1 protein-coding gene is annotated in these 907 nt (G+C 46.4%); it reads right to left on the bottom strand.

Annotation, left to right across the window (positions count from 1 at the left end; all coding sequences use genetic code 11):
- Window positions 1–907, bottom strand: a 907-nt coding sequence (locus tag A3763_RS17610; RefSeq protein WP_197482952.1) for a hypothetical protein, incomplete at both ends; no start/stop codon positions are given.

Here is a 907-nt window from a genome sequence, read left to right as displayed (position 1 = left end):
TCCAGCCTTGAGCGAGAAGTATATGGTATTGAGTATATCTTTATGGCTATCTTCTATCGGCAAGGTTACATCTTTAATCAAAGGGACTTTCCTAAGTACGCTGTATGGTTCATCTGCTATCGCGCCGTGAACCTTCTCAACGGCGTCTACCGTATGATCATAGGCAAGCGCTAACAAATCCAAGCTACCTGATATGATTTCTTGATTCGACAAGCCTTGCGCGACTCTCTGCACCATTTGCTGCTTCTTAGTCGCTTCCCTCACCTCGTAGAACTTCAAGTCAATATGATCTGGATGCTCACGGAACCACTGGTTTATTTGCTGGTAAACCTTTTCTGAGTGAGCCAGAGGTACATGTGGAATACCATTGAAATGGGCCTGCTTACTGTCTTCTGGTGCAGATATGGGGTTAGCACTTGTATGTCTCACCAGGCTATCGCCAAAATACTTGTTGAGTAGACTATTCTTGTTCGCCGATAGCGAGCCGCTAATGAAGTGATGCTGAGCATGCGCGGTAAAACTTCCACAGCGCACACTCTGCTCGTAGGGGTCATCACTATCCGCGCCACGTTTTTCTTTATTCAGATGGAGTAAGCCGTCCTTCAGATCTTGTATACCCTGGCTTCGAACGTCTATCCAGTCTGCCCAGTGACTAATGTAATCACGCGGGATATAGCGAACAATAGAACTGGTTAGGTGACCAAACTTCTCCAAGGGCGAGCCTTCATGAGGCGTGCCAATGTAATAACAGTTTGACAACAAACTTAGCCAATCTGCTTCGGCATCTTGCGCGAGTTTCTGGGCACTTCGTATTAACAAGCCTCCCATACTAAAGCCCATTAGCACGATCTCTTCTACAGGTATGGGGTATGCCTCAATGAGCTCTGAAAGTAGCCGAGTTAATTTT

The sequence above is a fragment of the Oleiphilus sp. HI0128 genome (assembly GCF_001635365.1).
This window is presented reverse-complemented; position numbering and strand designations above follow the sequence as displayed.